General features: G+C 69.3%; 27 protein-coding genes and 2 tRNA genes. 7 read left to right on the top strand and 22 right to left on the bottom strand.

Annotated elements, in window-relative coordinates; translation table 11 throughout:
• Positions 1-17: 17 nt before the first annotated feature.
• The 9 genes from PGN23_RS14905 to thiE all read right to left on the bottom strand — a co-directional run bounded on the left by PGN23_RS14905 (position 18) and on the right by thiE (position 7,386).
• Positions 18-1,253, bottom strand: a complete 1,236-nt coding sequence (locus tag PGN23_RS14905) for an NADH-quinone oxidoreductase subunit D (protein ID WP_335304619.1) — start codon at positions 1,251-1,253, stop codon at positions 18-20.
• Between the two features lie 44 nt (positions 1,254-1,297).
• Entirely contained in the window at positions 1,298-2,161 is an 864-nt protein-coding gene (locus PGN23_RS14910; RefSeq protein ID WP_335303796.1) for an NADH-quinone oxidoreductase subunit C, read from the bottom strand.
• Positions 2,158-2,715, bottom strand: coding sequence for a NuoB/complex I 20 kDa subunit family protein (locus tag PGN23_RS14915; protein ID WP_335303797.1), 558 nt, complete (start codon positions 2,713-2,715; stop codon positions 2,158-2,160). The genes PGN23_RS14910 and PGN23_RS14915 overlap by 4 nt, the downstream gene beginning before the upstream one ends.
• Complete coding sequence (ndhC, locus tag PGN23_RS14920; RefSeq protein WP_335303798.1) at positions 2,706-3,080, bottom strand: NADH-quinone oxidoreductase subunit A; 375 nt, start codon at positions 3,078-3,080, stop codon at positions 2,706-2,708. Before ndhC ends, PGN23_RS14915 begins: the two co-directional genes overlap by 10 nt.
• Before the next feature lie 278 nt (positions 3,081-3,358).
• Positions 3,359-4,171, bottom strand: coding sequence for an inositol monophosphatase family protein (locus tag PGN23_RS14925; protein WP_335303799.1), 813 nt, complete (start codon positions 4,169-4,171; stop codon positions 3,359-3,361).
• Positions 4,172-4,408: 237 nt separating this feature from the next.
• Positions 4,409-4,972, bottom strand: a complete 564-nt coding sequence (gene efp / locus PGN23_RS14930) for an elongation factor P (protein ID WP_335303800.1) — start codon at positions 4,970-4,972, stop codon at positions 4,409-4,411.
• Positions 4,973-5,032: 60 nt separating this feature from the next.
• Complete coding sequence (locus tag PGN23_RS14935) at positions 5,033-5,632, bottom strand: M23 family metallopeptidase (RefSeq protein ID WP_335303801.1); 600 nt, start codon at positions 5,630-5,632, stop codon at positions 5,033-5,035.
• A gap of 19 nt (positions 5,633-5,651) precedes the next feature.
• Positions 5,652-6,638 (bottom strand): L,D-transpeptidase family protein, encoded by a 987-nt coding sequence (locus PGN23_RS14940; protein ID WP_335303802.1) that lies wholly within the window; start codon positions 6,636-6,638, stop codon positions 5,652-5,654.
• A gap of 64 nt (positions 6,639-6,702) precedes the next feature.
• Complete coding sequence (thiE, locus tag PGN23_RS14945) at positions 6,703-7,386, bottom strand: thiamine phosphate synthase (protein ID WP_335303803.1); 684 nt, start codon at positions 7,384-7,386, stop codon at positions 6,703-6,705.
• Between the two features lie 345 nt (positions 7,387-7,731).
• Here thiE and PGN23_RS14950 point away from each other — a divergent pair, with 345 nt between their 5' ends.
• Positions 7,732-8,538 carry a hypothetical protein gene (locus PGN23_RS14950; protein WP_335303804.1) on the top strand — a complete coding sequence of 269 codons (807 nt, stop codon included), beginning with the start codon at positions 7,732-7,734 and terminating at the stop codon, positions 8,536-8,538.
• Here the strand turns inward: PGN23_RS14950 and PGN23_RS14955 are convergent.
• From PGN23_RS14955 to gap, 6 genes are all read right to left on the bottom strand, one after another.
• Positions 8,529-9,437 (bottom strand): class I fructose-bisphosphate aldolase, encoded by a 909-nt coding sequence (locus PGN23_RS14955; protein WP_335303805.1) that lies wholly within the window; start codon positions 9,435-9,437, stop codon positions 8,529-8,531. The two genes, PGN23_RS14950 and PGN23_RS14955, sit on opposite strands and share 10 nt — an antisense overlap.
• A 27-nt stretch (positions 9,438-9,464) precedes the next feature.
• Positions 9,465-9,827: a type II toxin-antitoxin system PemK/MazF family toxin gene (locus tag PGN23_RS14960; RefSeq protein ID WP_335303806.1), complete on the bottom strand. Its 363-nt coding sequence runs from the start codon at positions 9,825-9,827 to the stop codon at positions 9,465-9,467.
• Positions 9,818-10,054, bottom strand: a complete 237-nt coding sequence (locus PGN23_RS14965) for a ribbon-helix-helix protein, CopG family (RefSeq protein ID WP_335303807.1) — start codon at positions 10,052-10,054, stop codon at positions 9,818-9,820. The genes PGN23_RS14960 and PGN23_RS14965 overlap by 10 nt, the downstream gene beginning before the upstream one ends.
• A gap of 189 nt (positions 10,055-10,243) precedes the next feature.
• A complete protein-coding gene (locus tag PGN23_RS14970) occupies positions 10,244-11,434 on the bottom strand; it encodes a phosphoglycerate kinase (protein WP_335303808.1) in 1,191 nt (396 codons plus the stop codon).
• Positions 11,431-11,838 (bottom strand): MOSC domain-containing protein, encoded by a 408-nt coding sequence (locus PGN23_RS14975; protein ID WP_335304620.1) that lies wholly within the window; start codon positions 11,836-11,838, stop codon positions 11,431-11,433. The genes PGN23_RS14970 and PGN23_RS14975 overlap by 4 nt, the downstream gene beginning before the upstream one ends.
• A 387-nt stretch (positions 11,839-12,225) precedes the next feature.
• Positions 12,226-13,227, bottom strand: coding sequence for a type I glyceraldehyde-3-phosphate dehydrogenase (gene gap, locus PGN23_RS14980; protein ID WP_335303809.1), 1,002 nt, complete (start codon positions 13,225-13,227; stop codon positions 12,226-12,228).
• A gap of 149 nt (positions 13,228-13,376) precedes the next feature.
• Between gap and PGN23_RS14985 the strand changes: the two genes are divergently transcribed.
• The 4 genes from PGN23_RS14985 to PGN23_RS15000 all read left to right on the top strand — a co-directional run bounded on the left by PGN23_RS14985 (position 13,377) and on the right by PGN23_RS15000 (position 14,808).
• A complete protein-coding gene (locus PGN23_RS14985; protein WP_335303810.1) occupies positions 13,377-13,568 on the top strand; it encodes a hypothetical protein in 192 nt (63 codons plus the stop codon).
• Positions 13,568-13,873 carry a cell division protein ZapA gene (locus tag PGN23_RS14990; protein WP_335303811.1) on the top strand — a complete coding sequence of 102 codons (306 nt, stop codon included), beginning with the start codon at positions 13,568-13,570 and terminating at the stop codon, positions 13,871-13,873. Before PGN23_RS14985 ends, PGN23_RS14990 begins: the two co-directional genes overlap by 1 nt.
• A gap of 186 nt (positions 13,874-14,059) precedes the next feature.
• The gene (locus PGN23_RS14995) at positions 14,060-14,605 is read left to right on the top strand and encodes a 5-formyltetrahydrofolate cyclo-ligase (protein WP_335303812.1); all 546 of its coding nucleotides are present in this window, start codon (positions 14,060-14,062) and stop codon (positions 14,603-14,605) included.
• The gene (locus PGN23_RS15000) at positions 14,587-14,808 is read left to right on the top strand and encodes a DUF2842 domain-containing protein (RefSeq protein ID WP_443019789.1); all 222 of its coding nucleotides are present in this window, start codon (positions 14,587-14,589) and stop codon (positions 14,806-14,808) included. The genes PGN23_RS14995 and PGN23_RS15000 overlap by 19 nt, the downstream gene beginning before the upstream one ends.
• Before the next feature lie 3 nt (positions 14,809-14,811).
• On the opposite strand, the gene PGN23_RS15005 is transcribed toward PGN23_RS15000, so the two are convergent.
• From PGN23_RS15005 to PGN23_RS15035, 7 genes are all read right to left on the bottom strand, one after another.
• Complete coding sequence (locus PGN23_RS15005) at positions 14,812-15,294, bottom strand: DUF421 domain-containing protein (RefSeq protein WP_335303813.1); 483 nt, start codon at positions 15,292-15,294, stop codon at positions 14,812-14,814.
• The gene (locus tag PGN23_RS15010; RefSeq protein WP_335303815.1) at positions 15,294-15,740 is read right to left on the bottom strand and encodes a hypothetical protein; all 447 of its coding nucleotides are present in this window, start codon (positions 15,738-15,740) and stop codon (positions 15,294-15,296) included. The genes PGN23_RS15005 and PGN23_RS15010 overlap by 1 nt, the downstream gene beginning before the upstream one ends.
• A gap of 162 nt (positions 15,741-15,902) precedes the next feature.
• Positions 15,903-15,979, bottom strand: a tRNA-Asp gene (locus tag PGN23_RS15015).
• A gap of 111 nt (positions 15,980-16,090) precedes the next feature.
• Positions 16,091-16,167 (bottom strand) — tRNA-Asp (locus PGN23_RS15020).
• Between the two features lie 46 nt (positions 16,168-16,213).
• Entirely contained in the window at positions 16,214-17,428 is a 1,215-nt protein-coding gene (locus tag PGN23_RS15025) for an AI-2E family transporter (protein ID WP_335303816.1), read from the bottom strand.
• A gap of 75 nt (positions 17,429-17,503) precedes the next feature.
• Complete coding sequence (locus PGN23_RS15030; RefSeq protein WP_335303818.1) at positions 17,504-18,244, bottom strand: Crp/Fnr family transcriptional regulator; 741 nt, start codon at positions 18,242-18,244, stop codon at positions 17,504-17,506.
• 38 nt (positions 18,245-18,282) lie between these two features.
• A complete protein-coding gene (locus PGN23_RS15035) occupies positions 18,283-20,001 on the bottom strand; it encodes a class I adenylate-forming enzyme family protein (RefSeq protein WP_335304622.1) in 1,719 nt (572 codons plus the stop codon).
• Positions 20,002-20,125: 124 nt separating this feature from the next.
• On the opposite strand from PGN23_RS15035, the gene PGN23_RS15040 reads away from it, so the two are divergent.
• Together PGN23_RS15040 and PGN23_RS15045 are read left to right on the top strand one after the other, a co-directional pair.
• Positions 20,126-21,346 (top strand): serine hydrolase domain-containing protein, encoded by a 1,221-nt coding sequence (locus PGN23_RS15040; protein WP_335303819.1) that lies wholly within the window; start codon positions 20,126-20,128, stop codon positions 21,344-21,346.
• Between the two features lie 103 nt (positions 21,347-21,449).
• Positions 21,450-23,474, top strand: coding sequence for a 3-hydroxyacyl-CoA dehydrogenase NAD-binding domain-containing protein (locus tag PGN23_RS15045; protein WP_335303820.1), 2,025 nt, complete (start codon positions 21,450-21,452; stop codon positions 23,472-23,474).
• The last annotated feature ends 82 nt before the right edge of the window (positions 23,475-23,556 follow it).

Below are 23,556 nucleotides of genomic sequence, written 5' to 3' on the forward strand. Positions count from 1 at the left end.
GATCGCCGCCTTCGCCGTCACCGATCGCACTCCCCGAAGACGATGTCCATCGCCCCCAGGATGGCGGTCGTGTCCGCGAGCATGTGCCCGCGGCTCATGAAGTCCATCGCCTGGAGGTGGCTGAACGCGGTCGGGCGGATCTTGCAGCGGTACGGCTTGTTGCTGCCGTCGCTGACCAGGTACACGCCGAACTCGCCCTTGGGGCTTTCGGTCGCGACATACACTTCGCCCGCCGGGACGTGATAGCCCTCGGTATAGAGCTTGAAGTGGTGGATCAGCGCCTCCATCGAGCGCTTCATCTCGGCGCGCTTGGGCGGCACGACCTTGCGGTCGAGCGAGGCGATCGGCCCCTCGGGCATTTCGCTCAGGCACTGACGCATGATCCGCGCCGACTGGCGGACCTCCTCGACGCGCACCATGAAGCGGTCGTAGCAGTCGCCGCGCGTGCCCACCGGCACCTCGAAGTCCATCTTCGCATAGACATCGTACGGCTGCGACTTGCGCAGGTCCCACGCGATGCCCGCGGCGCGGATCATCGGGCCGGAGAAGCCCCAGGCGATCGCATCCTCGCGGCTGACGGTCGCGATGTCGACGTTGCGCTGCTTGAAGATGCGGTTGTCCGCGACCAGGCTGATCGCATCCTCGAACAGCTGCGGCAGCCGCGTGTCGAGCCAGTCGCCGATATCGGTCAGCAGCTTGAGCGGCACGTCCTGATGGACGCCGCCGGGGCGCAGGTAATTGTGGTGCATCCGCGCGCCGGACGCGCGCTCCAGGAAGCCCATGCAGTCTTCGCGGATCTCGAACAGCCACAGGTTGGGCGTCATCGCTCCCACGTCCATGACGTGGCTGCCGAGGTTCAGCATGTGGTTGCAGATGCGCGTCAGCTCGGCGAAGAACACGCGCAGATATTGCGCGCGGATCGGCACCTCCAGATCGAGCAGCTTCTCGATCGCCAGCACGAAGCTGTGCTCCATGCACATCGGCGAGCAATAATCGAGGCGGTCGAAATAGGGGATCGCCTGCGCATAGGTCTTGTATTCGATCAGCTTCTCAGTGCCGCGGTGGAGCAGCCCGACGTGCGGATCGATCCGCTCGACGATCTCGCCGTCCAGCTCCATCACCAGTCGCAGCACGCCGTGCGCGGCCGGGTGCTGGGGACCGAAGTTGATCGTGTAATTCTGGATCGCGACGTCGCCGTCGGTCGGGTGCGCCGCGTCGGTGGCGTGGACCAGCTTCTCGATCGCGGGATCCATGGCAGGGGCGTCGGTCGCCGCGCCGGCGGTGGCAGGAGCGTCGGTCACTGGTTCTGTCCTCCCGTGCCGTCCCCGCCCTTGCCGGGGATCACGTCCGGGTTCGCGGGCCTGGGCTCGCCGCCGTCCGGGCCGGGATTGCCGGCGCCGGTCTCGGCGGTGCTCTTCGCATCGTGGTTGGCGTAGGGCTGGCTGGGCGCTGCGGGCGCCTTGGTCGCGCTCTGCGCCGCGTCGGCCTGCTGGATCTGGGTCGCGGTCACCGGCGAGGGCGCGCCCTTCGCCTGCGGAAGCGCCGCCTTCTCGTCACCCGGCAGCACGTACTCCGCGCCCTCCCACGGGCTCATGAAGTCGAACGTGCGGAAGTCCTGCGCCAGCTGCACCGGCTCGTACACGACGCGCTTCTGCTCCTCGGAATAGCGCAGCTCGACATAGCCGGTCAGCGGGAAGTCCTTGCGGAACGGATGCCCGCGGAAGCCATAGTCGGTCAGGATGCGGCGCAGGTCGCGGTTGCCCGCGAACAGCACGCCGAACATGTCATAGACCTCGCGCTCCAGCCAGCCCGCGACCGGCCACAGCCCCGTCACCGACGGCACCGGCGTATCCTCGGTCGCGCCGACGTGGACGTGGAGGCGGTGGTTGCGCGTCAGCGACAGCAGGCAATAGACGACCTCGAACCGCTCGTCGCGATCGGGATAGTCGACGCCGGCGATCTCCATCAGCTGCTGATATTCCAGTCCCGGCGTATCGCGCAGCGCCGTCAGCGCCGCGACCAGCCCGTCGCGGGTGACGTGCAGCTGGACCTCGCCCGCCACCTCGACCGCGTCGAGCAGCGCAGCGCCGATCGCGCCGCGCGCCGCCTCGATCGTCGCCTCGTTCCGGTCCGCCGCCCAGGCGGGTGCAGGCGCCCTCACCGTTCGATGCTCCCGGCGCGGCGGATCTTCCGCTGCAGCTGCATCACGCCGTACAGCAACGCCTCCGCGGTCGGGGGGCAGCCGGGGACGTAGATGTCGACCGGCACCACGCGGTCGCAGCCGCGCACGACGCTGTAGCTGTAGTGATAATAGCCGCCGCCGTTGGCGCACGACCCCATCGAGATGACGTACTTCGGCTCCGACATCTGGTCGTAGACGCGGCGCAGGGCGGGCGCCATCTTGTTGCACAGCGTACCCGCGACGATCATCACGTCCGACTGGCGCGGGGAGGCGCGCGGCGCAGCGCCGAACCGCTCCATGTCGTAGCGCGGCATGTTGACGTGGATCATCTCGACCGCGCAGCACGCCAGCCCGAACGTCATCCACCACAGCGAGCCGGTACGCGCCCACTGGAACAGCTCCTCGGTCGAGGTGACCAGGAAGCCCTTGTCGGTGAGTTCGCCGTTCAGCCCGTCGAAGAACGCCTGATCGGGCGCGATCACGCCCTGGCCGCTCGCGGGCCCGTTAGCGGGATGGGTCAATTCTACTCCCATTCCAGCGCTCCCTTCTTCCATGCGTAGACGAGGCCCAGCGCGAGCTCGGCGATGAAGATCATCATGCTGATCCAGGCGACCCAGCCCAGCGAGAAGACGCTGACCGCCCAGGGGTACAGGAACGCCGCCTCCAGATCGAAGATGATGAAGAGGATGGCGACCAGATAGAAGCGCACGTCGAACTGCGCGCGGCTGTCCTCGAACGCGGGGAAGCCGCATTCATATTCCGCCAGCTTCTCGGGCGTGGGCTTCGCCGCGCCCGTCAGCTTCGCGACCGCCATCGGCAGGAACACGAAAGCGCAGGACAGCAGCAGCGCCACGCCCAGGAACATCAGGATCGGCAGATATTGCGACAGATCGACCACTATGGCTCTCTCTCGGGGCTTCTCTCGCAGGTGCGAAACAGGGTTGGCGACGCTCTAGACCCCTGCCCCATTAGGGGCAAGGGTGCGGGCGGTGAGAATGAATCGCAGGAAGCGGCGGCAATGCTTCGTCACCCCGGGCTTGACCGGGACCGTCGCGAAGGATGTCCCCGTGCTCCAGCACGGGCAGGAGCACGACGGATGTGCGCACCGTCCCGGCCGTTTTGCCAAGGTCTCGCTCGAGGAGCGGGACCCCGGGTCAAGCCCGGGGTGACGCCACCCTAGCGCAGCGCGTTGGCGACCATCTTGTGCAGCTTCGAATGCATCGCGTCGTTGGCGGCGAGGAATTCGTTGCGCTCGATCGCGCGGTCGCCGCCACGGAAGTCGGTGACGAAGCCGCCGGCTTCCTTCACCAGCAGCATGCCGGCCGCGACGTCCCAGATCTTCAGGTCGCTTTCCCAGAAGCCGTCGAACCGCCCCGCCGCGACCCAGGCGAGGTCGAGCGCGGCGGCGCCCAGCCGGCGGATGCCCGCCACCTGCGGCGCGACGGCACCGAAGATGCGCGTCCATTGCGCGAAATCGCCGTGCCCCATGAAGGGGATGCCGGTCGCGATCAGCGCCTCCGCCGGGTCGCGCCGCGAGGACACGCGCAGCCGCTGGTCCTGCAACCAGGCGCCGCGCCCCTTCTCCGCCCAGAAGCTCTCGTCGGTCAGCGGCTGATAGACGAGCGCGGTCGTGATCTCGCGCTTGCCGTTCGGCATCGGCTCCTCGACCGCGATCGAGATGCAGAAATGCGGGATGCCGTGGAGGAAGTTCGACGTGCCGTCGAGCGGATCGATGATGAAGCGCGGCTTGTTCGGATCGCCCTCGACCGACCCGCGCTCCTCCATCACGAACCCCCAGTCGGGGCGCGCCTTCGACAATTCCTCGTAGAGCGTCTGCTCGGCGCGCTGGTCGGCCTGGCTGACGAAGTCCGCCGGCCCCTTGCGACTGACCTGGAGGTTCTGCACCTCGTTGAAGTCGCGCCGCAGCCGCGGCGCGGCCTTGCGCGCGGCGCGCTCGATGACGGTGAACAGGCCGGAATGGGATGGCATTTTATGTCTCCCCCCTCCCTGGAAGGGAGGGGTCGGGGGTGGGTCGTGTCCGGGTGTTACGGCGAGGTCCGCGTGCCCCGCGCCGTATCGCGAGCACGCCACCCACCCCCGGCCCCTCCCTTGAAAGGGAGGGGAGATGATTACTGCGCCGGCCCGCCGCGGGCAAAGCCCGCGTCGTCGGACGGGCGGTGCCCGCCGGCCGGGCGGCAGCCTGTACGAATAGCGACGCTATTCGTCTCAGTCCGCACGCCGGACATAGGTCTGCTCGTACACGTCGACCACGATCCGCGTGCCCGCCGCGATATGCGGCGGCACCATCACGCGCACGCCGTTGTCGAGCACCGCGGGCTTGTAGCTGGACGAGGCGGTCTGCCCCTTCACTACCGCATCCGCCTCGACGATCGTCGCCTCGATCGTGTCGGGCAGCTGGACGCTGATCGGCTCTTCGTCGTGAAGCTCCATGACCACGTCCATGCCGTCCTGCAGGAAGGCGGCGGCGTCGCCGAGCAGGTCGCGCGGCAGCGTCACCTGGTCGTAGGTTTCCTTGTCCATGAAGACCAGCCCGTCGCCCTCGGCGAAGAGGAACTGGAAGTCCTTGGTATCGAGCCGGACGCGCTCGACCGTCTCCGCCGAGCGGAAGCGGACGTTGTTCTTGCGGCCGTCGCGCAGGTTCTTCAGCTCGACCTGCATATAGGCGCCGCCCTTGCCGGGCTGGGTGTGCTGGATCTTGACCGCGCGCCAGATGCCGCCTTCGTATTCGATGATGTTGCCGGGACGGATGTCCACGCCGCTGATCTTCATGGGGCTTCGCCTATGGAAAAGAGCTGGCCGCACCGCAAAGGGCGACCGGATGGCGGCGACTTAGCGGCTGCGCGCCGCGCGGGCAAGCAGCGGATAGGGGTCGATCGCCTGCCCCTGGTACCAGCGCTGGTCGGGCGTCGTGCGCGTCACGCCGAAGTGGAGGTGGTAGTTCCCCGCCCCGGCATTGCCGCTGTCGCCGACATAGCCCAGCGTCTGGCCGGCGCGGACGCGCTGCCCCTCCGCGATACCGGGGGCGTAACCGGCGAGGTGCGCGTAATAATAGGTCCACCGCCGGTCGGGCGAGCGCTGGTAGAGCGTGGTGCCGCCGGCGTTGCTGAGGAACAGCTTCTCCACCCTGCCCGGCGCCGCCGCGACGACGGGCGTTCCCGCCGGTGCCATCAGGTCGATGCCGGTATGCGCGCGCGCACCGCCGTCGCGCGGGTCGCCCCAATTGTCGCGCAGGTCGGCACGGTCGTAGCCGGCGACGGGAAGCGTGAGCGCGCCCGTCGATGCGGGCGGCGCCTCCGCGACGGGGGGCGGCGCGGCCTGCGTCGCGACCGCACGGCGGGTACGCTCGGCGCCGTCGAAGGACAGCAGCGAGGCGAACCCCGCGACCGCCAGCAGGATGATGCCGAGGATCGACCAGCCCAGCCGCGTCATCGCACCACGCCTCCCGCCGCTATGCCTGGAAGATCACCGGCGTGCCGCTCTTCACCATCAGCGCGACGCGCGCCGCGTCCCAGTTGGTGAGGCGGACGCAGCCGTTGGATTGCGCGCGGCCGATCTGCGCCGGCTCGTTCGTCCCGTGGATGCCGTAATGCTCCTTGCTGAGATCGATCCACACCACGCCCACGGGATTGTTGGGGCCGGGCGGGATGATCTGCGCCTTCTTGTCGTCGCTGACGCCCTTCAGGATCAGCGGGTTCATCTTCCAGTCCGGGTTGGGCGAGACGTGCAGCACCTTCCAGGTGCCGAGCGGCAGCGGATCGCGCGCCGAGCCGATCGTCGCGGTGTATTGCGATACCAGCCGGTCCCGGTCGTCATAGACGCGCAGGATGCCGTCCGACTTGTCGACCACGATCTTCGCGGCTTTGGGCACCTGCGCCTCGACGTTGAGCGAGGCGAGCGTGGCGCGCCATGCGGGCGTCGCGTCGGCCGGATAGGCGCGCGACGCGGGGAAGGTGTTGGGCACGCGGATCGTCGTGCCCGGCGCGATCGTCGTCACGCCGGGGTTGAGCTCCGCGAGCACCGCGGGGGTGGTGTGGAAGCGCTCGGCCAGCTTCTCCAGCGGACGGGTATAGGCCATCGACGGCAGCTTGGCCTGTAACGCATAGTCCTTGGGGATGTGCGCGACATAGGGTCCGCGCATCGCGTCGCGATCCAGCGTGACCTCCAGCGTCGGGCGCAGGCCGGCATAGGGGCGCAGCGCGGCGAGGGTCGCGGCGTCGGATTTGCCGGTCACCGGCAGGTCCCGGCTTTGCTGGAAGCCCTTGAGCGCGTTGGTCAGGGATTGCCCGCCGCGCCCGTCGATGATGCCGGGGCCGAAGCCCAGGCGGTCGAGCGTCACCTGCAGGCGCATCACCGCCGGGTCGATCGCCGGCGGTGCGGGTTGCGCGAGGACGGGCGCCGCGAGCGCCACGGCGGTCAGGACGGCGATACGCTTCACGGGCCTCTCCCTCTTTACGGTGCCGGAACAACGCGTCGAGGGGCCGTCGGGTCCGTGTGCCGCGTCAGCGCGCGCCCAGCACCTCCGCGAAGCCGCGCACCGCCGCCACCTCGTCGGTTTTCCAGACCGCGCCGGATACCGCGACGAAGTCCGCCCCCGCCTTCACCAGCGGCGCGGCATTGGCGGGCGTGATGCCGCCGATCGCGACGCTGGGGAGTTCGAACAGCGCCGACCACCAGGACAGGATCACCGGCTCCGGATGGTGCGACACCGCCTTGGTGGTGGTGGGATAGAAGCTGCCGAACGCCACGTAATCGGCGCCCGCCTCCCCCGCCTCCATCGCCAGGTGACGGCTGTCGTGACAGGTCACGCCGATCTGGACGCCCGGGCCCAGGATCATGCGCGCCTCGCGCGGGTCGCCGTCCTCCTGCCCGAGATGGACACCGTCCGCGCCGAGTCGCTTCGCCAGCGACACCGAGTCGTTGACGATGAACGCGACCTCGCGATCCGCGCAGATGCGCTGGAGCGGCTCGGCGAGGCGCGCGGCGCTGTGCTGGTCCACGTCCTTCACGCGGAACTGGAACGCGGCGACCGGCCCGGCGTCGAGCGCACGCGCCAGCCGGTCGGGAAAGGTGCCGGTCACGTCGAGCGGCGAGATGAGGTACAGCTGGCACGGCGGGCGCGACAGGTCGCGCGTGAACGCGGCGGCGAAATCGGGGTCCAGCGGGCCGAGCGGGTCGTCGATCATGCGCCCCCGCCTACCCGCTCCCACGCCGGGGCGAAAGCGGCTGCGTGGTCGCGGCGGTGCGCGACCGCGTGGAGGGGCCATGACGAGCGACAGGGCGATCGTGCCGGCGGGTGGAGAAGCCGTCGGTCATGGGACGAGGAGCAGCGTTTATCGGGCAGAGGCCGCCCCAGCATCGTCATGCCGGGCGTGTCCCGGCATCCAGGGTTCCGCGCACCTCACCGGGTTGAACGTGCGAAACCCCGGCCCCCGGGACAAGCCCAACGTGACGGGCCGGATGCGACTAGGTTGCTGCCCTTCCTCATGTTACACTCCCCCCGTCACGCCCGACCGGGGGGAGAGTGTGTGATGCCGTTCCATCGATCCTATTACGCCGTCCTGCTGCTCGCGCCGCTGGTGCTGGTCGCCTTCTGGCCGGGCTATTTCGCGATCCCGCGCCAGGTCGTGTTCGGGGTGCACGCGCATGCGCTCACCGCGATCCTCTGGCTCGTGCTGCTGGCCACGCAGATGTGGGCGATTCGCGCCCGCCGCGGGCACCTGCATCGCACGCTGGGCCTGGCGCTGTTCGTATTCGTGCCGCTGTTCGTCGCGGGGGGCGCGCTGGCGATCCAGGCGATGATGACCAAGGCGCTGGCCGGGCATCCGTTCTACGCGCGGTTCGGCCCCGGGCTGGCGGCGGCCGACGCGCTGGCGACACCCTGTTTCCTCGCGTTGGTCGCTTATGCGGTGGCACGCCGGCGTGACGTCCATGCGCATGGGGGCGCGATGCTGGCGACGGCGGTGCTCGTCCTGCCCCCCGCTCTGGGGCGCGTACTGCCGGCAGTCCTGCCCACGATGCCGTCGCTCCACCCCTTCGTGCCCGCCTTCTACGCAGCGCAGATCGTTGCGGTCGTCGTGGCCTTGGTGGCGGCGCGCGCGGATCGGCGACAGGCGGGGCCGTTCCTGTTGGTGGCAGCAAATGTGACACTGCAGGCGGCCGCATTCGCGCTGCTCTCCCCGTCACCCGCCGCGATGCGCGCCTTCCGGGCGGCGACCGCGACGCCTGCCGCCGTCGTCGCGCTGACCGCGATCGCCGTGGCGGCGGCGGTATTGTGGTGGGCGTGGCGCGCCGGCGGCGGGGTCCGCCGCCGGTCGCCAGCGGTCGCCTATTCCTGATTCTTGTAGATCGCGACCAGCTTCTCCAGCATCGCCAGCGCCTCGCCGCGCTCGCGCTGGAAGGTGTTGCGCCCGATGATCGAGCCGTTGCCGCCGCCGTCGCGGATGTCGCGCGCATCCTGATAGACCGCGTCGGCGCCCTTCGCCGCGCCGCCCGAGAAGACGACGATGCGACGCCCGGCGAAGCTCGACTGGACGACGTGGCGCACGCGATCGGCCTGCTTCGACCAGTCGGTGCCCTCGTAGCTCTTCCTGGCGTCCTTCTGCTCGATATGGTCGCTCGGCAGCTTCACCTTGATGATGTGCGCGCCCAGCAGCGCCGCCATGTGCGCGGCATAGGCACCGACGTCGAGCGCCAGCTCGCCCGCCTTCGACAGCTCGCCGCCGCGCGGATAGCTCCAGATGACGGTGGCGAGGCCGGCCGCGGCGGCTTCCTCGCGCAGCGCGCGGATCTGCTCCATCGCGTCGAAGATGCCATCCGACCCCGGATAGATGGTGAAGCCGATCGCGGCGCAGCCCAGCCGCAGCGCATCCTCCACGCTGCCCGTCTGCGCCTGCGCGATCGAGGTGGCCCAGCTGTTCGAGCTGTTGACCTTCAGGATGGTCGGGATCTGCCCCGCGAACGTATCGGCGCCCGCCTCCAGCATGCCGAGCGGCGCGGCATAGGCCGACAGGCCGGCGTCGATCGCGATCTGATAGTGATAGTGCGGGTCATAGGCGGGCGGGTTGATCGCGAAGCTGCGCGCCGGGCCGTGCTCGAACCCCTGATCGACCGGCAGGATGATGAGCTTGCCGGTGCCGCCCAGCTTGCCGTGCATCAGGATCCGCGCCAGATTGGCCTTCACCGCCGGGCTGGTACCCTCGTACTTGTCCAGAATGGCCTTCACGGTCGGGGTCATGATATTCTCCTGCCTGTCTGATGTTGCTTAGAGGGCGAGCCAGCGGCGCAGCGCCTGATCGACCTGCTCCATGCGCGTGGCCGATGCATGGCCGATCACCTTGACGATGCGATGACGGCGCACGCTGGTGATGCGGTCGACCTGCACCTCGCATTCGACCGGAAGGCCGGTGTGCTCCTGCGGCGAGATGGCGACGCGGAACAGCGCCTCGCCGCCGACGATCGTGGTCAGCGGGCACAAGGTGACGGTCGCATGGGTGTCGTTGAACAGGTCCGCCTGTACCACGACGCAGGCGCGCGGCGCGCCGTCGCACCCCTCCGGCGGGGCGACCATGACGATCGCGCCGTGCGCGACGGCGGGCTCCGTGCCGGTGACGGGGGTCACTTCCACGCGGCGTCCTCCGCCTCGGCGACTTCCCAGAAGGCATAGTCGGCCTGCGTGTCGCGTCGCGACGCGCGTTGCGACTGGCGCCGCGCCTCGCGCCGGAACGCCTCGTCGTGCAGCTCGACGTAGCGGCGGACCGCCTCGCGTGCGATGTCGCTCTTGCTCCGCCCCTGGGTGCGTGCGACCGCGGCGAGCCGCTCTTCCAGTTCCGTGTCGAGCCTGACGCCGAGCAACGCGTGCCTCCGTTTAACGCGTTAAACGATAGGCGGTCCTTTGGTGCGGTGCAACCCGAATTACCGGCCGGATTTGACACAGGTCGCCCACGCGGCCTTTTCCGTTCGTGGCAAGCGACGGCGACGCACAGCCGCCACGGCTGGCGCATGACCCGGGACGTCGCTCGCGCGGAACGGCGGCCGGTGCGGCTACTTCTGCAGCGCCGCGACGCCCGGCAGCTCGCGGCCTTCCATCCACTCCAGGAACGCGCCGCCGGCGGTCGAGACGAAGGTGAAGCTGTCGCCCACCCCCGCGTGGTTGAGCGCCGCGACGGTGTCGCCGCCGCCCGCGACCGAGACGAGGCTGCCTTCCTTGGTCAGCGCCGCCGCGGTCCTCGCCAGCGCGACGGTCGCGGTGTCGAACGGGCGCGTCTCGAACGCGCCCATCGGCCCGTTCCACACGAGCGTGCGGCAGGTCTTGAGCACGTCGCCCAGCGCCTCGACCGCGGCGGGGCCGACGTCGAGGATCATCTCGTCCGCCGCGACCTCGTGCACGTTGACGGTGCGGGTCGGCGGATCGGCGCGGAATTCCTTCGCCACCACCACGTCATAGGGCAGATGGACGGTGCAGTCCGCCTTGTCCGCCGCGTCGAGGATCGCCTCCGCGGTGCCGGTCAGGTCGTGCTCGCACAGGCTCTTGCCCACGTCGACGCCGCGCGCCGCGAGGAAGGTGTTGGCCATGCCGCCGCCGATGATGAGGTGATCGACGCGGGCGACGAGGTGCTTGAGCACGTCGAGCTTGGTCGACACCTTCGCCCCGCCGACGACCGCGGCGACGGGATGGTCGGGCTGCCCCAGCGCCTTTTCCAGCGCGACGAGTTCGGCCTCCATCGCGCGTCCCGCAAAGGCGGGCAGCCTGTGCGCCAGCCCCTCGGTCGAGGCGTGCGCGCGGTGCGCCGCGGAAAAGGCATCGTTGACGTAGAGGTCGCCGAGCGCGGCGAAGCGATCGACCACCGCGGCGTCGTTCTTCTCCTCGCCCCCGAAGAAGCGGGTGTTCTCCAGCACCGCGATGTCGCCCGGCTGCATCGTCGCGACCGCGTCCGCGGCGCCCTCCCAGTCGACGAAGCGCACCGGGCGGCCCAGTACCGCCTCGTAGGGCTTCACGATGGGAGCGAGCGACATGTCCGGGTCGGGCACGCCCTTGGGACGGCCGAAGTGCGCGAGGACGAGCACGATCGCGCCCTTGTCCGACAGCTCGGCGACGGTGGCGACGGTGGCGCGCAGGCGGGTGTCGTCGGTAACGCGGCCGTCGGCCAGCGGCACGTTCAGATCCTCGCGCACCAGCACGCGGCGGCCGTGGACGTCACCGATATCGTCTAGCGTACGGAAGGACTTGGTCATGATTCCTCGATCCTGATAGCATCGTTGATCGCGATCCAGCCGCCGTGGATCACCTGAGCGCACGCACCCCCGCGCCAGTCGGCCAGCAGCGCTGCCTTGAGCCCGGGGGCCAGCGCCTCCATCCGCTCGCACGGGTCGGTCTCGCGCGTCACCTCCAGCACCACGTCGGCGCCGATGCGCAGGCGGACGCCGGCCGTCTGCGGCAGGTCGAGGCCGTCGACCAGCAGGTTGGCGCGCCGCTCCTCCCAGCCGATCGTATGGCCGACCTCCGCCATCGCCGCGTCCCAGTCGCCACGCTCGATCAGCGTGACCTGCCGCTTGTACGGCTTGCGCTTCATCGCGCCGCGGAAATCGCCGTGGATGCCGCCCTCGGGCGACACCCCGACCCGGTCGACGAGCTCCATCGGCGCCTTGGGAAAGGCGTGGCGCGCGATACCGATCAGGGTGCCCGCGCTCACTTTCGTGCGCCATGGTCGCGGTTGCGGGGCGAGTGCGGTGGCTGTGCTTCGACTACGCTCAGCACGAACGGGGGTTGGAACGCCACGCCATTGCGGTCCCGAAGCAAGAGGACGCCGCCCCTCACCGCAGTGCCCCCCCGAACGCGGTCGACGGACACGCGCTGTGGCCGTGCTTCGACTTCGCTCCGCACGAACGGGGGTAGCGACGCTTCACCATTGGGGCCGCGGACCAGGAGGAGGCCGCCCCTCACCCCCGTTCGCCCTGAGCGCAGTCGAAGGGCACGCACGACGGCTGCGCCTCGACCTTGCCCAAAACGAACGGAGGCTGGCGCATCAGCCCAGCTTGGCCATCGCGGTCGCGGTGTCGACCATGCGGTTGGAGAAGCCCCATTCGTTGTCGTACCAGCTCACGACGCGCACCAGCTTGCCGTCGATCACCGCGGTCTCCAGGCTGTCGACGGTCGATGAGAACGGCGTGTGGACGATGTCGATCGAGACCAGCGGCTCGTCCGAATATTCCAGCACGCCCTTCATCGGCCCCTCGGCCGCAGCCTTCAGCAGCGCGTTGACCTCTTCCTTCGTCGTGTCGCGCGAGGGCGTGAAGGTCAGGTCGACCAGGCTGCCGTCCGGGGTCGGCACCCGCACCGCGGAACCGTCCAGCTTGCCCTTCAGCTCGGGCAGCACCTCACCCACCGCGCGCGCGGCGCCGGTGGTGGTCGGGATCATGCTCATCGCCGCGGCGCGCGCACGGCGCAGGTCGGGGTGGATCTGGTCGAGGATCTTCTGGTCGTTGGTATAGGCGTGGATCGTGGTCATCAGCCCGCGCTCGATCCCGATCGCGTCGTTCAGCACCTTGGCGACCGGCGCCAGGCAGTTGGTGGTGCACGATGCGTTCGACACGATCGTGTGGCCCGCCTCCAGCCTGTCGTGGTTGACGCCGTAGACGACGGTCAGGTCGACGCCCTTCGCCGGGGCGGAGATCAGCACCTTCTTCGCGCCCGCATCGATATGCTTCTGCGCGCTGGCGCGGTCGGTGAAGAAGCCGGTGCATTCCAGCACCAGGTCGACGCCCAGCTCCTTGTGCGGCAGGTTGGCGGGATCGCGCTCGGCGGTCACGCGGATGCGCTTGCCGTCGATCACCATGTCCTGCCCGTCCGCCTCGACGGTGCCGGCCCACTTGCCGTGGACGCTGTCGCGGCTGAACAGCCACGCGTTCGACTTCGTGTCGGCGAGGTCGTTGATCGCCACCAGCTCCAGCTCGCTGCCGCGCTCCAGCAGCGCGCGCGCCACCAGCCGGCCGATCCGCCCGAAGCCGTTGATCGCTACCTTCGTCATCGTCGTTCCTCGCCCCTATGAATGTCCGATGCGCGCGCTCTTGCGCAGGCGCGGGCGTGTCCGTCAACCGCCGCCGGCGATCCGTCCGTCCCGCAACAGGCCCGCGACGGGCTTGTCGTGCGCGTCGCGCGATCCTATTCGCTGGCCCCATGGACAATCCCGCGATCCACCGGCTGGACGCCGCCATCACCCGCGTCGAGCGCGTCGTGGAGCAGCGCCGCGCCGCCGCCGCCAAGCTGGAGCGCCGGCACGCGCAGCTGCGTGACACGATGACGCAGGCGGTCGCCGCGCTCGACCGAATCATCGCCAACGATCCGGCCGATGCGGCGGAGGAGAACTGATGGCGCGCGTCACGCTGAAGATCGGCGACACCAGCACCGAGATCGGCTGCCGCGACGGCGGCGAGGCGCGGCTGCTGCAGGCCGCGGCGCTGATCGACGAGCGGTGGGAGGATGCCAAACGCGCCGCGGGCGCCGGCGGCGTCAACCGCGTCATGATGCTGGCGGCGCTGATGGTCGCCGACGCGCTGATCGACGAGCGCGCCAAGCCGCCGCCCGAGACGCCCGAGGGCCGCGCGCTGGACGCATTGTCGCAGCGGCTGGAGGCGCTGGCGGATGCCCTTGAGAAAGCCGGGCCGAGCGCCTAAATCGGTGGCGGCGGGTTCTGCCCGGTACGAGCCGGAAATTATCCCTGAGGCTATTCTTCATCCAAGGGGGTTGTCCCTGCTAGGACCCTGGTCCGACGTACATGATCCCCACCTGACGTATCGGGCGTCGGTGGATACTTTGGCACACGGCCACGGCGGTCCCGCCACCCGCCCCCTTCCCACGTCATGAGCGACAAGAACGCCCTGCGGGCCGCGTTGCGCGCGCGGCGCGACGGATTCGCGGCCACGGCCTCGGCGGCGATCCGCGTCGACCCCGCCTTCGCGATGCTGCTGACCCCGGGGATGGTGGTCGCCAGCTACGTGCCGGTCGGTGGCGAGGCCGATCCGACGCCGCTGGAGCAGGTCGCGCTGGCGACCGGCTGCCGCCTCGCGCTGCCGCAGGTGATCGACCGCGCCACGCCGCTGCGGTTCGCGCTGCACGACGCCGCTGCCGCGCTCGTGCCCGGGCCGTTCGGGCTGCGCCAGCCGCCCGCCGCCGCGCCGGAGGCCGTACCCGATGTCGTGCTGACCCCGCTGGTCGGGTTCGACCGCGCGCTCCACCGCATCGGCCAGGGTGCGGGGCATTACGACCGCGCCTTCGCCGCCTTCCCTGCGGCGCATCGCATCGGTATCGCCTGGAGCGTGCAGGAAACCGATCCGCTTCAGCCCGACCCGTGGGACATCCCGCTCCACGCCATCGCCACCGAACGCGAATGGATCGTACGCGCATGACGCCGTCGTGGCGCAAGCCGGCGGGGATGCTGCTGATCCTGCTGCTGATCGCGATATGGTGCGTCCTGATCGTGTCGCTGTCGGCGACGGTCGGCGGATGGCACTGGCTGCTCCAGCTCGTCTTCTACATCGTCACCGGGATCGTCTGGATCACGCCGCTGAAGCCGCTGCTGCGCTGGATGGAGACGGGACGCTGGCGGTAGTCGTCAGCCCGCCGGCCCCTCACCGTCCGGCGGGTTCACCTCGCCGCCGTCGCGGCGGATGAAGCTGATCTTTCCCTGCGGCTCCAGGATCGCCCATTCGACGTCCGTCATGCGCGCGATCCCGGCGAGCCGCATTTCCGATTCCACCTCCGCCCGCGTCATGCGGTCGCGGCGCAGATTGTCCTCCAGCAGCTCGCCATGCCGCACGATGACTCGCGGGGCGCCTTCCAGTGCGGTCTTGAGCCGCGGGAAGAGATAGGCCAGCCAGCCCAGTACCAGCCCCCAGAAGGCGAAGGTGACGATCGCCAGCGTCGCGCCGGTCAGGCTGAAATCGTTGTGCGTGATCCCCTGCTGGATCAAATCGCCCATCACCACCAGCACGACGACCTCGAACGGGGTCATCTGCCCCAGCTCGCGCTTGCCGAGAAGCCGCAGCAGCCCATAGAGGATGAAGAACATCGCGGTCGCGCGCAGGACGATGTCCATCAGGGCAGCACCCGCGTCGCCACCGGCACGCGCGCCAGCGGACGTTCGCCGTCGAGCAGCACGACCTCGCCCCGCGTGCCCAGCGTCAGCGGCGGGTTGATCTGCCCGTCCACTTTCGTTTCCAGCCGCTCGCCGGGCTTCAGCGGGCCGTAATGGAAGCGCCAGAGGCCGTCGCGATACTCTTCGCTCTCGGCGGCGGGTAGCTGCGTGTTGATCGTCATGTCGCGCCACAAGGCCGGCGGGAAGGCGATGACCGCATCCGCCATCGGACGGCGCGCCTGCACGACGACCACCGTTTCGAAGAAGAGCCCGCTGCGCAACGTCTGCGGCGTCTTGACGGTCAGGGTGGCGCTTGGCGTCACGGCGCGCGTCACGGGCGACCGCGCGCCGCCCAGCAGTCCCGTCATCGGGAGGATCAGCAGCACTCCCAGCAGAAGGAGCGCCATCGGCGTGGCATGTCGGTGGAAGCCGCCGCGTGACACGGCGTGGCCGGGATGCAATCCGTCTGGATAGCCGCTCGCCATCCGCTCCGACTCCTCTGATGCGGAAGACGTAACGATCGGTAATGATGCGGGTTTCCGCGCTGCGGCTACGAACCACCCCGGCGCTGGCGCGAGTGACGGGGCTCGAACCCGCGACCTCCGGCGTGACAGGCCGGCGCTCTAACCAACTGAGCTACACCCGCTTGCAAAGCGATCGACGCACGCACCCGGGCATACACCGGAACGATATTCCGGCGCAGGAAATGCTGCTTGCCGCATGAAGTTCACGCACCGGCTGCGTATCACCGCAGGGATGGCGCGAGTGACGGGGCTCGAACCCGCGACCTCCGGCGTGACAGGCCGGCGCTCTAACCAACTGAGCTACACCCGCTTGGAGAAGCGTGAGGCGCGCCAACTAGGCGGCGCCCCGGTGGCTGTCAACGCGATTCTTCGTCTTTTTCGCGCGACCGCCAGCCCGGTTGCGGCGAGCCCGCGTTCTCGCGCGTCAGCGTGCCGTGTTCGAAGAGGAAGCCCGCGATGTCGGGGCGTCCCGCCGCCGACAGGATCGTCTGCACGATGATGAGGATCGGCACCGCCAGCAGCGCCCCCACCGTGCCCCACACCCAGCCCCAGAAGCTGATCGAGATGAGGATCATGACCGGGTTGATGGTCAGCCGGTGCCCGACGATCAGCGGGGTGACGACATTCGCCTCCACCAAGTGGAAGCCGTACATCATCGCGGGCGCGGCCAGCGCGGTCCACACGTCCGAAAAGGTCATCAGCCCGCCGACCGCGAGCAGCAGCGCGGCGACGACCGGGCCGAAATAGGGGATGTAGTTCAGCAGCGCGACGATGCCGCCCCACATGAGCGGAAACGGCATCCCCAGCAGGTGCAGCGCGCCCGCGACGAGCAGCCCGAGCGAAATGTTGATCGCGGTGATCGTGCCCAGATAGGAGGAGACGGCGTCGACCATCTCCTGCAGCACGCGCGCGGTTGCCATCGCCCCGCCGAAGCTGGCGCGCGCCGTGATGAGCCGCTCGCGCATCCGGGTCCAGCCCGACAGGAAGAAGAACGCGACCAGGATCGCGTAGAAGACCTGGACGATGACCGCGGGCGCGGACGTCGCCGCCAGCTCGACGATCGAGCTGGGCGGCGCGACGGCGGCGGTGGGCGACGGGCGCACCGGCGTGGAGGCGATCTGGCGCAGCGTGCGATTGGCGTAGCGCTCCAGGCTGGAATACAGATCAAGCAGCGGCGCCAGATTGGCCTGGATGCGGCCGATCCGCGTCGGCAGCAGGCGGAAGAACTCGGTCGCGGGCACGACGATCGCGGCCAGCGCGACATTGGCGACGATCAGGAACAGGATCACGCACATCAGCGCCGCGACCGCGGACGGGATGCGGCGACGCTCCAGCCACTCCAGCAGCGGGATCAGCGCCAGCGCGACGACCAGCGCGACCGCGGTGGGCATGAAGAACTCCGCTCCCTCCTTCAGCGCGAACGGCAGGCCGACGACCAGCCCGATCCCCGCCGTCAGCGTCAGCGCGGCGAGCAGCCGGTCGCGACGCAGCGCGACGACGGGCCCGTCGGTGGCGGCGTCGCCGGTTTCGTCCGGGACGCCGGGCGTCGCGTCATGGGGGAGATCGTACATGCCGTTAGCTAACGCCAATCCGGCCCACAGGCCAAGCGGTTACACCATCGCGCGCCGGTCTGCCGGCCCTGCCCGCTATTCCGCGGCGTCGCGCGCCCAGGCGCTGTCCTCCAGATAGAGATATTCGGGCTCGAACTCCGCGACCCGCGACAATGCCGCAGCGTCCAGGATGCGCACCGTGCCGCGCGCGACCTCCGCCAGCCCGTCCTCGCGCAGCCGGCGCAGCGTGCGGTTGACGTGGACGCTGGTGAGGCCGCACGCCTCGCCCAGATCCTGCTGCGTCAGCGGGAGCGCGAACTCCCCGTCGCGCGTCCGCCCGACCGCATCCAGGCGACGATAGGTCTCCATCAGGAAATGCGCGACGCGCCCCGCGGCGTCGAGGCGGCCGAGACGGAAGATCCATTCCCGGTGCAACGCCGCGTCGAGCAGGGTCGAGCGCCACAGCAGGCGCGCCAGGTGCGGCATGTCGCGCGTCAGGGCGTCGAGCCGCGCGTGCGGGATGACCGCGACGCGCGCCTCCGACAGCGTGGCGACGTCGTGATCGAGCATTTCCAGCGGATAGCCGTGGAGGTCGACGAAGTCCCCCGGCACCTGGAGCGCCACCAGCTGGCGATAGCCGTCGCGCGCATCCATGTAGCGGCACATCGTCCCGTCGAGCAGCAGCGTGCTGTAGCGCACGCGCTGCCCGCGGTTGATGAGGATCGTTCGCGCCGGCAGGGTTTCGACGCGGTCGACCGCGGCATCCAGCGCGTCCTTCTCCGCGGCGGTCATCCGCTCGCGGCCGCGTCCTCGCAGAAAATCCCTGGTGACGCGCATCGATCGCCTGTTCCCGAATGTGACCGCAGCGAAACGACCTACGCGGCGATACGATCCTCGAACAGGGTTTTCAGGTCGCGCTTCAGGATCTTGCCGTTGGCGTTGCGCGGCAGCATCTCGGACGAGAAGCGGATCGCGACCGGCACCTTGAACGCCGCCAGCCGCTCGCGCACCCATGCCTGCAGCTCCGCCTCGGTCGCCTGCGCATCGGGCGCGAGATGGACGACCGCCGCCGGTTCCTCGCCCAGAATGCGGTGCGGAATGCCGATCAGCGCGCAGTCGGTGACGGCGGGGTGGTCGTAGAGGACGTTCTCCACCTCGGTCGAATAGATGTTCTCGCCGCCGCGGATAATCATGTCCTTGGCGCGGTCGAGGATGAAGCAGAACCCCTCCGCGTCGATCCGCGCCAGGTCGCCGGTGCGCACCCAGCCGTCGACGAAGGTCGCCGCGGTCGCCTCCGGCTTGTTCCAATAGCCCTTCACGACCATCGGCCCGCGCGCCCACAATTCGCCGATCGTATCGGTCGGCAGGACCGTCACGCCGTCCTCGTCGCGGACTTCCAGATCGGCGACCGCCACGGGCGGGCCGCAACTGTCGGGGCGGTGGAGGTAATCCTCCGCGCCGTGCGTGGTCACGGTCGCGGTCGTCTCCGTCATGCCCCAGCCGTTGCCCGGCATCGCCTTCAGGTCGCTCGCGATCTTGCGCACCAGTTCGGGTGCGGACGGCGCACCGCCATAGCCGATGCTCTCCAGGCTGGAGAGGTCGTATTTGCCGCGGTCGGGATGCTCCAGGATCTGCCACGCGATCGTCGGCACCCCGCCGGTCGCGTTGACGCGCTCGCGCTCGATGATCTCCATCGCGCGGACGACCTCGAACTTGCGCATGTAGATGGTGGTGTGGCCCGCGGCCATCGACCCCATCAGCCCGGCCGACAGCGCGGTGGCGTGGAACAGCGGGATGACCGTCAGCGACACCTTGCGCACCGGATCGGGCAACGGATCGCCGCGGCGCAGGATCATCCGTGCGGCGGCATAGCCGGTCGACAGGATGTTGGTCATGAAGTTGCGGTGGGTGCCGAGCGCCCCCTTGGGCTTGCCGGTGGTGCCGCTGGTGTAGAGGATCGTGGCGTCGTCCTCCGGCGCCAGCGCGACCTCGGGCAGGTCGCGGTCGGGCAGCGCGGCCCAGTCGTGCGGGGTGCCGATCACGTCCTCCAGCCGCTGCGCGCCCGCGACCGGGGCGGCGGCGCGCGCGACGAGGACGTGGCGCAGCGCGGGCAGGTCGTCGCGGTGCGCCGCGATCCGCTGCCAGCGCTCGTCGTCGCACACCAGCAGCGACGCGCCCGAATCGGACAGGCCGTAGGTCAGCTCCTCGCCCGTCCACCACGCGTTGAGCGGCACCGCGACGGCACCGATCACCGTCGCGGCGAAGAAGGCGACGATCCATTCCGGCAGGTTGCGCGCCGCCACCGCGACGCGATCCCCCTTCGCCACGCCCAGCGAGCGATAGTAAGCGGCGAGCGCGGCGATGGCGCGGAACTGCGCGTCGTAGCTGACGCGCTCGTCCTCGTGGATGGTGGCCAGCGAGTCGCCGTGGGTGCGCGACAGCCGCACCAGCGCGGCCATGTGCGGCGGCGCATTCTTCCACACGCGCGTGGGGAGCCCACGGATATCGACCGTCTCCATCTCGAATCGCGCGCCCGGCGCGGTGAGCGCGGCGCGGACCTCGTCCATGCCCATCGCGGGCCAGGCACGTTCCATCGTCACGGCATTCCTCTCATCAACTTGAACATTCGGTTCGTTCGGATGCGAGACTAGAGTTGATTTACGCTGGGCTCAAGCGATAGACGTGGCGTGACATTCGAAGCGGGGGTATGGAGAGGCCATGAAGATCGCCAAGGCCGAGAAGCACGGCTTCGACCCGCGACGCCTCGCCGCGATCGATGCGCTGCTCAAGGAACGCTATCTCGACACCGGCGGCTTCGCGCAGGCGCAGCTGCTGGTCGCACGCGACGACCAGATCGTCCATTTCTCGCATCAGGGCACCGCGCGCGAGGGCGGCGCGGCGGTGGACGAGGGATCGCTGTTCCGCATCGCCTCCATGACGAAGCCGATCACCTCGGTCGCGTTCATGATGCTGGTGGAGGAGGCGAAGGTCGCGCTGGACACGCCGGTGCATCATGTCCTGCCCGAGCTGAAGGGCGTCGGCGTCTATGACGGCGGGGGCGCGGGCGTGCCGTTCATGACCAGGCCGGCGCAGGCGCCGATGCGGATGGTCGACCTGCTGCGCCATACCGCCGGCTTCACCTACGGCTTCCAGAACCGCAGCAACATCGACGCCGCGCACCGCGAGCAGAAGCTGGAGAACTGGCACGGCAACCTCGACCTCGACGGCTTCGTCGCGGCGCTGGGGAAGCTGCCGCTGGAATTCTCGCCGGGCAGCGCGTGGAATTATTCGGTCGCCACCGACGTGCTCGGGCTGGTGGTGGAGCGCGTGTCGGGGATGAAGCTGCCGCGCTTCTTCGAGGAGCGCATCTTCGCGCCGCTCAAGATGCACGACACCTTCTTCACGGTGCCCGGCGACAAGATCGACCGGCTGACCGATTGCTATACGCTGGTGCCCGGCAAGGGCCGCCAGATGTTCGACCGCGGGGCGGAGAGCATGTGGTCGGTGCCGTTCCGCTTCGTCTCGGGCGGCGGCGGGCTGGTGTCGACCGCGCTCGACTATCACCGCTTCTGCCTGATGTGCCTCAACGGCGGCGAGCTGGACGGCGCGCGCATCCTGGGGCGCAAGACGGTGGAGCTGATGACGCAGAACCACCTGCCCGGGAACGCCGACCTGTCGACCATGTCGCGTTCGCTGTTCAGCGAGACGCAGAATGCGGGCACCGGCTTCGGCCTCGGCTTTGCGGTGACGATCGATCCGGCGCGCTCGATGATGCCGGGGTCGGTGGGCGAATATTATTGGGGCGGCATGTTCTCGACCGCCTTCTTCGTCGATCCGGTCGAGCGGATCAGCATGGTCTTCATGACGCAGCTGTCGCCCTCGATGATCTATCCCATCCGCCGCGAGCTGAAGACGATGATCTACGCCGCGCTGACCTGAGTTCACCGTGCTCCTGCGGACGCAGGAGCCCAGAGCCACGAACGCCGCGCTGGCGGCCCTAGGCTCCTGCGTCCGCAGGAGCACTCAGACGGAGATCCGACGAATGACTTCCCCCGTCCGCACCGAACGCCACGACGACATCCTGGTCATCATCTCCGACTCGCCGCCGGTGAACGCGCTGGGCGCGGGCGTGCGCGACGGGCTGGAGGCCGGGGTCAAGCAAGGCGTGGCGGATGCCGGCATCAAGGCGATGGTGATCCGCTGCGACGGGCGCACCTTCTTCGCGGGCGCGGACATCACCGAGTTCGGCAAGCCGCCCAAGGGGGCGAGCCTGCACGAGGTCATCGACATGATGGATGCCAGCAGCAAGCCGATCGTCGCCGCGATCCACGGCACCGCGCTGGGCGGCGGATGCGAGGTCGCACTCGCCTGCCATTACCGCGTCGCGGTGCCGAGCGCGATGATGGGCCTTCCGGAAGTGAAGCTGGGCCTGCTGCCCGGCGCCGGGGGCACGCAGCGGCTGCCGCGCGTGGTCGGCGTGAAGGCGGCGCTGGAAATGGTCGCGATCGGCGATCCGATCCCCGCAAAGAAGGCCGCCGAGGTCGGGCTGGTCGACCGGGTGGTGGGCGAGGATTCGCTGGAGGCGGATGCGATCGCGTTCGCGCGCGAGATCGCGGACAAGCGCCCGATCCCGCGCGTGCGCGACAAGACGGTGTCCCCCGATCCGGAGGCGGTCGCCGCCTTCCAGAAGGCGCACGGCCGCAAGATGCGCGGCTTCGACGCGCCCGCGGCCAACATCGCCTGCGTCGTCGCGGCGAGCGAGCAGCCCTTCGAGGAGGGCATGAAGTTCGAGCGCGAGCAGTTCATGAAGCTGATGACGGGCACCCAGTCCGCGGCGCAGCGCCACATCTTCTTCGCCGAGCGCCAGGCCGCGAAGATCGACGACGTCGACCCCAAGACCCCGCTGCGCCCGATCAACAAGGTGGGCGTGATCGGCGCGGGCACGATGGGCGGCGGCATCTCGATGAACTTCCTCTCCGCCGGCATCCCGGTGACGATCGTCGAGATGCAGCAGGACGCGCTCGACCGCGGCACCGGCGTGATGCGCAGGAATTACGAGGCATCCGCCGCCAAGGGCCGGCTGAAGCCCGACGCGCCGGAGAAGCTGATGGGGCTGCTGACCCCCACGCTCAGCCTCGACGACCTCGCCGACTGCGACCTCATCATCGAGGCGGTCTATGAGAATATGGACGTCAAGAAGGAGCTGTTCGGGAAGCTCGACGCGATCGCGAGGCCGGGCGCGATCCTGGCCAGCAACACCAGCTACCTGAACGTCGACGAGATCGCGGCGAGCACGAAGCGGCCCGAGGACGTGGTGGGGATGCACTTCTTCTCCCCCGCCAATGTCATGAAGCTGCTGGAGGTGGTGCGCGGCGAGAAGACCGCGGGCGACGTGCTGGCGACGGTCATGGCGCTGGCCAAGAAGATCAAGAAGGTCGCGGTCGTCGCCGGCGTCTGCCACGGCTTCATCGGCAACCGCATGCTCTCCCCCCGGCAGATCGAGGCGAACAAGCTGCTGATGGAGGGCGCCACCCCGCAGCAGATCGACAAGGTGCACACCGACTTCGGCATGCCGATGGGGCCGTTCCAGATGAGCGACCTGGCGGGCGTCGACATCGGCTGGCACCGCGATCCCAACCGGATCGAGAGCATCCGCGACGCGCTCGCCGCGGAGGGGCGCTGGGGGCAGAAGAAGAACGCCGGATTCTACGATTACGACGAGAAGCGTAACCCCTCCCCCTCCCCGCGCGTGGCGGAGATCATCGAGGACTTCCGGTCGCGGTCGAACCTCGCCAAGCGCGAGATCACCGACCAGGAGATCGTCGAGCGCACGCTGTACCCGATGGTCAACGAGGGCGCGCTGATCCTGGAGGAAGGCAAGGCGCAACGGTCGAGCGACATCGATGTCGTCTGGATCTACGGCTATGGCTGGCCGGTCTATCGCGGCGGCCCGATGTTCTGGGCGCAGACCGAGGGGTTGGACAAGGTCGTCGCCGGGCTGGAGAAGCACGGCTTCAAGGTCGCCCCCAGCCTGAAGGCGGCGGCGGAGAGCGGGGGGAAGCTGTGATGCCCCGCCGTCCTTGTGTTCCTGCGCACGCAGGAACCCAGGGCCACGAAGCGCGGTATCCCGGACTCTGGGCTCCTGCGTT

Source organism: Sphingomonas adhaesiva, from assembly GCF_036946125.1.
Taxonomy (GTDB): domain Bacteria; phylum Pseudomonadota; class Alphaproteobacteria; order Sphingomonadales; family Sphingomonadaceae; genus Sphingomonas; species Sphingomonas adhaesiva_A.

Bases quoted from the DNA above. Each gene is read 5' to 3' on its own strand.
- PGN23_RS14905 (WP_335304619.1), bottom strand. From the start codon at position 1,253: ATGGATCCCGCGATCGAGAAGCTGGTCCACGCCACCGACGCGGCGCAC.
- PGN23_RS14915 (WP_335303797.1), bottom strand. From the start codon at position 2,715: ATGGGAGTAGAATTGACCCATCCCGCTAACGGGCCCGCGAGCGGCCAG.
- PGN23_RS14925 (WP_335303799.1), bottom strand. From the start codon at position 4,171: ATGCCATCCCATTCCGGCCTGTTCACCGTCATCGAGCGCGCCGCGCGC.
- efp (WP_335303800.1), bottom strand. From the start codon at position 4,972: ATGAAGATCAGCGGCGTGGACATCCGTCCCGGCAACATCATCGAATAC.
- PGN23_RS14935 (WP_335303801.1), bottom strand. From the start codon at position 5,632: ATGACGCGGCTGGGCTGGTCGATCCTCGGCATCATCCTGCTGGCGGTC.
- thiE (WP_335303803.1), bottom strand. From the start codon at position 7,386: ATGATCGACGACCCGCTCGGCCCGCTGGACCCCGATTTCGCCGCCGCG.
- PGN23_RS14950 (WP_335303804.1), top strand. From the start codon at position 7,732: ATGCCGTTCCATCGATCCTATTACGCCGTCCTGCTGCTCGCGCCGCTG.
- PGN23_RS14955 (WP_335303805.1), bottom strand. From the start codon at position 9,437: ATGACCCCGACCGTGAAGGCCATTCTGGACAAGTACGAGGGTACCAGC.
- PGN23_RS14970 (WP_335303808.1), bottom strand. From the start codon at position 11,434: ATGACCAAGTCCTTCCGTACGCTAGACGATATCGGTGACGTCCACGGC.
- PGN23_RS14975 (WP_335304620.1), bottom strand. From the start codon at position 11,838: ATGGAGCTCGTCGACCGGGTCGGGGTGTCGCCCGAGGGCGGCATCCAC.
- gap (WP_335303809.1), bottom strand. From the start codon at position 13,227: ATGACGAAGGTAGCGATCAACGGCTTCGGGCGGATCGGCCGGCTGGTG.
- PGN23_RS14985 (WP_335303810.1), top strand. From the start codon at position 13,377: ATGGACAATCCCGCGATCCACCGGCTGGACGCCGCCATCACCCGCGTC.
- PGN23_RS14990 (WP_335303811.1), top strand. From the start codon at position 13,568: ATGGCGCGCGTCACGCTGAAGATCGGCGACACCAGCACCGAGATCGGC.
- PGN23_RS14995 (WP_335303812.1), top strand. From the start codon at position 14,060: ATGAGCGACAAGAACGCCCTGCGGGCCGCGTTGCGCGCGCGGCGCGAC.
- PGN23_RS15000 (WP_443019789.1), top strand. From the start codon at position 14,587: ATGGATCGTACGCGCATGACGCCGTCGTGGCGCAAGCCGGCGGGGATG.
- PGN23_RS15005 (WP_335303813.1), bottom strand. From the start codon at position 15,294: ATGGACATCGTCCTGCGCGCGACCGCGATGTTCTTCATCCTCTATGGG.
- PGN23_RS15010 (WP_335303815.1), bottom strand. From the start codon at position 15,740: ATGGCGCTCCTTCTGCTGGGAGTGCTGCTGATCCTCCCGATGACGGGA.
- PGN23_RS15025 (WP_335303816.1), bottom strand. From the start codon at position 17,428: ATGTACGATCTCCCCCATGACGCGACGCCCGGCGTCCCGGACGAAACC.
- PGN23_RS15030 (WP_335303818.1), bottom strand. From the start codon at position 18,244: ATGCGCGTCACCAGGGATTTTCTGCGAGGACGCGGCCGCGAGCGGATG.
- PGN23_RS15035 (WP_335304622.1), bottom strand. From the start codon at position 20,001: ATGGAACGTGCCTGGCCCGCGATGGGCATGGACGAGGTCCGCGCCGCG.
- PGN23_RS15040 (WP_335303819.1), top strand. From the start codon at position 20,126: ATGAAGATCGCCAAGGCCGAGAAGCACGGCTTCGACCCGCGACGCCTC.
- PGN23_RS15045 (WP_335303820.1), top strand. From the start codon at position 21,450: ATGACTTCCCCCGTCCGCACCGAACGCCACGACGACATCCTGGTCATC.